Genomic DNA, 6,136 nt, shown 5'->3' on the forward strand with positions numbered 1-6,136 from the left:
CGGCTGCGGACAATAATGTCCGCAGCCGACCGATTATTTTGCGTAGTCTGAAACTCTGCTCTCGCGAATGAGGTTGACCTTGATCTGACCCGGGTAATCCATTTCAGTCTCGATCTGCTGAGCGATCTGTCTTGCAACGAGTACCATTTTCTCGTCGTTGATGACCTCGGGAACAACCATGATCCTGACTTCGCGGCCTGCCTGAACTGCAAAGCACTTATCAACGCCCTCGTAAGAGGTGCATATCTCCTCAAGCTTCTGGAGACGCTTGATATAGCTCTCGTAGTTCTCGCTTCTTGCGGCAGGTCTTGCAGCGGAAATAGCGTCGGCAGCCTGAACGATGCAGGCAATGACTGTTCTCGGCTCAACATCGTTGTGGTGAGCTTCGACAGCGTGTATAACAACAGGATTTTCGTTGTATTTTTTACATACGTCAACGCCTATCTGTACGTGCGAGCCCTCTATCTCGGATGTCAGTGCTTTACCGATATCGTGGAGAAGTCCTGCACGTCTTGCCATGTTGGCGTCAACTCCGAGCTCGGAGGCGAGGACGCCGCAGAGCTGCGCAACTTCTATCGAGTGGTCGAGGACGTTCTGTCTGTAGCTGGTACGGAACTTCAGACGTCCGAGGAGCTTGATGAGCTCGTGGTTGAGGCCGTGGACATTGGTCTCGATGACGGCTCTCTCACCCTCCTGCTTGATGCGGTGCTCTACCTCGCGGCGAGCCTTATCGACCATTTCTTCGATGCGTGTGGGGTGGATACGTCCGTCGGCGATGAGCTTTTCAAGTGCTATCCTTGCCACCTCGCGGCGTATCTGGTCAAAGCATGAGAGCGTGATCGCTTCGGGCGTATCGTCGATGATGAGGTCGACGCCCGTGAGGGTCTCGAGGGTGCGTATGTTGCGTCCCTCGCGTCCGATTATCCTGCCCTTCATCTCGTCATTCGGGAGAGGTACTACGGAAACGGCTGCCTCCGATACCTGATCCGCGGCTACCTTTGCGATAGCGAGCGAGATGTAGCTTCTTGCCTTTTCGTTGCATTCGTCCTTGAGGAGCTGCTCATATGCCTGCACCTTTACAGCCTTTTCGTGTACAAGGTCGTCCTCAAGTGTTGAAAGGATGTATTCCTTTGCCTGATCCTTTGTGAATTCCGAGATCCTCTCGAGAATATCCATCTGAGACTTCTTTATCGACTCAGCCTCCTTGAGCTTTTCGTCGGCACTCTTTATCTTCTGGTTGAGAGTGTCCTCCTTCTTTTCAAGGTTATCGGTCTTCTTATCGAGATTCTCCTCTTTCTGCTGCATACGTCTTTCCTGACGTGACAGTTCAGCCCTGCGATCCTTGATCTCTTTGTCCGCCTCGCTGCGGAGCTTATGTATCTCATCCTTTGCTTCGATAAGGGCGCTCTTCTTCTTGTTGTCGGCGTCCTTCTCGGCATCCTCGACTATGCGTGCAGCCTGCTGCTCGGCAGAGCCGACCATAGTCTCAGCCTCGTGCTTGCGCTGTTCAACGCCCGCGGTCACACCTTTCTTGTAGGCGACAAGTGCGCCTACTGCCGCGCCTGCGATGAGAGCAGCTGCGATGAGTATGATTGCAATTACAGGATCCATACAGTGCATTACCTCCTTTTCGTAACATTTGTTTGTATCATAAAACCATTATTACTCAAGGCGGTAAATGCCGCTTATTTTATTCATTTGTTAAAATATATTGATAAGAATGCCGCCCCTCGCGGCACTGCTTGTAAAATTGGGCTCTTTGCCCGTCTTTTTGTTCATATATCTTATCCGCCGACGGCTTGTTTTTTTATCGCCCGTGCTGCGGAATGATTTAAAACAAAGCTGCAATTACTGCCAAAAGCAATATTTTTGCAAATAAATACAACATAGTTATTATACACTTTTTTTGCGTTTCTGTCAATAGATTTTCCGTGATTTATTACGAAGAGGATAAAATTAAATTTGTAAACCTGTGTTCGCGGCGTGCCGTCCGTACGTTATGCGCTCTCGGCATGAAAAAAATTTGCCCGCGCATCTTGCTATTTTTTTTGTAATGTGTTATACTTATAAAAGCGTATCTTTTTCTGTAAAAAGATTTTCAGAATAATACATCATCTTATCCCGCTTCACTGCGGAGAATGGAGTTACATAATGATAGATATAAATATGCTCACTACCCTTTCCGAGGCAGAGATCGAAAATCCCAATCTCTTCCCCTTCCCTTTCGGGATGCACGTCGGCTTCGCTATCGTCGGGCTCATCTTCTTCCTCTATCGCTTCGTTACCGATAAGAAGCCCTATCAGCTCATTTTCGCTTTCGCGATACCGTTCTCGCTCACGATCTGGATCTCCGAGAACAGGGCATGGTTCTATACGCTCGGCGCTGTCGAGGCTGTGCTCGTGTTATGTGCGTTCATCACCACATTCTTCTTCAAGGATAAGCCCGAAGAGGCTTCCGCCAAGTCCGCTGAGGCTGACGCTCCCGCTGAAGATGATGAGGCTGATGCTCCCGCTGCGGACAACGAGGCAGACAGCGATGACGATGATGACGACGACGAGGATGAGGAATAAGCCGTGAAATTAGCTGTTCTTGACTGGTATACCGTCAGCGTTAGCGGTGACATCACCACCGAGGCTCTCGAGCAGTTCGGAGACGTGAAGGTCATCTCCCTGACCAAGCCCGAGGAGACCGCCGCCAATATCGGCGATGCGGATATCGTCCTCTGCAATAAGGTGCTCATTACAAAAGAGGTCATGGACGCTTGTCCGAACCTCAGATACGTGGGACTGTTCGCGACGGGCTACAATAACGTCGATGTCGCTTACGCCGCGAAAAAAGGGATAACCGTCTGCAATGCGGGACAGTATTCCACTAACGCTGTGGCTCAGCAGGTCTTTGCGTACATACTCGACCGCTACAGCCGCATACGCGACTACGATAACGCCGTAAAAAACGGCGAATGGGAGCGTTCTCCCGCTTTCTCGTATTTCCCGATACCGACTGCCGAGCTTGCGGGACAGACACTCGCGATAGTGGGCTACGGCTCGATTGGCAGACGCGTCGCCGAGATAGGCTCCGCTTTCGGTATGAACATCGTCGTCAGCACGAGAACAAAGCCGACCAACTGCCCGTATGAGGTAACCGATGTGCTGACCGCCGCTAAAAAGGCGGACGTCATCACCTTCCACTGCCCGCTCACCGAGCAGACAAGGGGGCTCGTCAACAGCGAGCTCCTCGGCGTGATGAAGCCGACCGCTGTTCTTATCAATACCTCACGCGGACCTGTGGTCAATGAGGCAGACCTCGCAGAGGCTCTCAACAGCGGCAGGATAGCCGCCGCGTATGCGGACGTCCTCGAAAAGGAGCCCATGTCTCCCGATACGCCCCTGAAACACGCGAAAAATCTGACCATTACCCCGCACACGGCATGGGCGGCTTTCGAGACCAGAAAACGCCTCGTGGACATCGTCTGCGGGAATATCCGCGCGTGGCTCGACGGCTCGCCAACGAATAAAGTCAACTGAAGGTAGCATACCATGAGAAATATATCCGAAAAAAAGAGGGTCGTCATCAAGCTCGGCACCTCTACCCTCGCTCATAAAACGGGCAAGCTCAATATCCGCCGCATGACCAACCTCGTCAGGGTCATTTCCGACCTCCACAATGCGGGACGTGAGATAATTATGGTCTCGTCGGGAGCTGTAGGTCTCGGCGCAGGCAAGCTCGGGCTCCCCGAAAAGCCGAAGCAGACCAACATCAAACAGGCTGTCGCCGCTATCGGGCAGTGCGAGCTCATGCACGTGTACGACGATATGTTCGCGAAGTACAGCGTCACGGTGGCGCAGATACTGCTCACAAAGGCTATAATCGACAACCAGAGCCACTGCGCGAACTTCAAGACCGCTGTCGAGACCCTCGTGGGTATGGGCGTTATCCCGATAGTCAACGAAAATGACACTATCGCTATCGACGAGCTGGAACTCGAAATAGGCGAGAATGACTCGCTGTCCGCACTCGTTGCGGAGCTCTCGGGAGCCGACCTCCTGCTCATTCTCTCCGACATCGACGGGCTCTACACCGACGACCCGCGCACTAACCCCGACGCGGAGCCGATACACGTCGTGGAGGAGATAACCCCCGAGATAGAACGCGTTGCGGGCGGTGCGGGCACCAGCCTCGGAACAGGCGGGATGTCCACTAAGATAAACGCCGCCAAGATTGCGACAGAGGCGGGCATCGACATGGTCATCATGAACGGAAAAGACCCCGAAAAGCTCTACGACCTCTTCGAGGACGCGGAGATAGGTACTATATTCAAAGCTAAGAAATTATCGAACTGAGGTGTGAATCATGAGTTATACGCAGGATCTGGGTATAAATGCCAAGGCTGCCGAGCCTGTTATCGCGGGCGCGGGCACGGCTAAGAAGAATGAAGCCCTCGCGGCTATATCAAAGGCTCTTATCGCAAATGCGGCTGAAATAATCGCCGAAAATGCCAAGGACCTCGCTGCCGCAAAAGACAACGGTATCTCCGATGCCATGCAGGACCGCCTGAAGCTCGACGAGAGCCGCATCGCAGGCATCGCCAAGGGCGTTGATGAGCTCATCGCGCTCAAAGACCCTATCGGTGAGGTCATCGGAGGCGGTATTCGTCCAAACGGTCTTCACATCACAAAGACGCGCGTCCCGCTCGGTGTTATTGGTATTATCTACGAGTCGCGCCCCAATGTCACCGTCGATGCGGCGGCTCTCTGCCTCAAGGCGGGCAACGCTGTCATACTCAAGGGCGGCAAGGAGGCTATCAACTCCAATATCTGCCTCGGACGCATCATGCGTGAGGCTGTCGCGAGCGTGGGGCTCCCCGCGGATGTGATACAGGTCGTGGACAATACCTCGCGCGAGACTACAAACGAGCTCATGAAGCTCAACGGATATGTCGACGTGCTCATACCGAGAGGAAGTGCGCGCCTCATTCAGGCGGTCGTCACCACGGCTACAGTCCCCGTTATCGAGACGGGTGCGGGCAACTGCCACGTTTACGTTGACGCTTCCGCAGACATAGAGATGGCTGCCAATATCACCGACAATGCGAAAACTCAGCGTCCGTCGGTGTGCAACGCAATAGAGAGCCTGCTCGTACATAAGGACATCGCGGCGGACTTCCTGCCCGTCATCGCCGAGCGCTTCAAGGCTCACAATGTGAAGATCTACGGCTGCGACAGGACAAGGGAGATACTCGGCGAGAACATCGAGAAGGCTACCGAGACCGAGTACGCGACCGAGTTCAACGACTACATCATCGCCGTGAAAGTCGTTGACGATATCGACGAGGCTATCGCCCATATAAGAAAGTACGGCACACGCCACTCCGAGTGTATCGTCACGAGTGACCTTGCCTCCGCGGCTAAGTTCCGCAGCGAAGTCGATGCGGCGGCTGTGTACGTCAACGCTTCGACCCGCTTCACCGACGGCGGTGAGTTCGGTTTCGGCGCAGAGATAGGCATATCCACGCAGAAGCTCCACGCAAGAGGTCCCATGGGTCTCACAGAGCTCACGACAGTAAAGTACCTGATCGACGGTAACGGTCAGATAAGATAATTCAGGTACTGACATTTTTCGGCAGTCTTCTGCCAAACAAATCCAGGAGGGAATCATGGCTATCAGAAAAGACCTTGACGATATGCTGAATAACCTTAAAATCGGCACTGAGCCAGCTTCGCCCGTCAATAAGGCGCCCGCGCCCATTGCTCCCGTCCACAAGCCGAGCAAGAGCGAGGAAAAGATCGACCATATGTCGGTCGACGACCTGCTCAGCACGCTCTCTCATGAGAAGGAGGAGCCTGTTCAGACTGCTGCTGCACCCGTTCAGGCAGCTCCCGAACAGCCCAAGAAGAAAAGAATAGTCATCTCGGGTGACCTGCCCGACTATGAGGCTATCAGACAGGCGGAGCTCGAAAAGGACCGCGCCGAGGCTGAACGCAGACGTCTTGAAGCTGAAAAGCAGGCGGCTGAAGAAGCTGAAAGGCAGAGGCTCGAAGCAGCTAAGAAGGCTGCCGAGGAGGCTGAGAGGCAGAGGCTCGAAGCGGCTAAAAAAGCTGCCGAGGAAGCCGAAAGGCAGAGGCTCGAAGCGGCTAA

The 6,136-nt window shown here is 53.6% G+C and carries 5 protein-coding genes and 1 pseudogene; 5 read left to right on the forward strand and 1 reads right to left on the reverse strand.

All coding sequences use genetic code 11. From position 1 onward, the window contains the following. Window positions 1–33: 33 nt before the first annotated feature. On the reverse strand, window positions 34–1,611 hold the full coding sequence (gene rny / locus BMX22_RS04765) for a ribonuclease Y (protein ID WP_074741147.1): 1,578 nt from the start codon (window positions 1,609–1,611) through the stop codon (window positions 34–36). 540 nt (window positions 1,612–2,151) lie between these two features. Between rny and BMX22_RS04770 the strand changes: the two genes are divergently transcribed. The 5 genes and pseudogenes from BMX22_RS04770 to BMX22_RS16350 form a co-directional block, all read left to right on the forward strand. Further along, on the forward strand, window positions 2,152–2,571 hold the full coding sequence (locus tag BMX22_RS04770) for a hypothetical protein (RefSeq protein WP_074741149.1): 420 nt from the start codon (window positions 2,152–2,154) through the stop codon (window positions 2,569–2,571). Between the two features lie 3 nt (window positions 2,572–2,574). Beyond that, complete coding sequence (locus BMX22_RS04775) at window positions 2,575–3,525, forward strand: D-2-hydroxyacid dehydrogenase (RefSeq protein WP_074741151.1); 951 nt, start codon at window positions 2,575–2,577, stop codon at window positions 3,523–3,525. Window positions 3,526–3,537: 12 nt separating this feature from the next. Further along, window positions 3,538–4,341: a glutamate 5-kinase gene (proB, locus tag BMX22_RS04780; protein WP_074741153.1), complete on the forward strand. Its 804-nt coding sequence runs from the start codon at window positions 3,538–3,540 to the stop codon at window positions 4,339–4,341. 10 nt (window positions 4,342–4,351) lie between these two features. Continuing rightward, window positions 4,352–5,599: a glutamate-5-semialdehyde dehydrogenase gene (locus BMX22_RS04785; protein WP_074741155.1), complete on the forward strand. Its 1,248-nt coding sequence runs from the start codon at window positions 4,352–4,354 to the stop codon at window positions 5,597–5,599. Window positions 5,600–5,654: 55 nt separating this feature from the next. Further along, window positions 5,655–6,136: pseudogene (locus tag BMX22_RS16350) on the forward strand (hypothetical protein); the annotation flags it as partial.

Origin of the sequence: Ruminococcus sp. YRD2003 (assembly GCA_900109435.1) — a bacterium.
Taxonomy (GTDB): domain Bacteria; phylum Bacillota; class Clostridia; order Oscillospirales; family Ruminococcaceae; genus Ruminococcus; species Ruminococcus flavefaciens_G.

What these genes read in the sequence shown, in the direction of transcription:
- rny (WP_074741147.1), bottom strand. Translation starts at nt 1,611, where the DNA reads ATGGATCCTGTAATTGCAATCATACTCATCGCAGCTGCTCTCATCGCA.
- BMX22_RS04770 (WP_074741149.1), top strand. Translation starts at nt 2,152, where the DNA reads ATGATAGATATAAATATGCTCACTACCCTTTCCGAGGCAGAGATCGAA.
- proB (WP_074741153.1), top strand. Translation starts at nt 3,538, where the DNA reads ATGAGAAATATATCCGAAAAAAAGAGGGTCGTCATCAAGCTCGGCACC.
- BMX22_RS04785 (WP_074741155.1), top strand. Translation starts at nt 4,352, where the DNA reads ATGAGTTATACGCAGGATCTGGGTATAAATGCCAAGGCTGCCGAGCCT.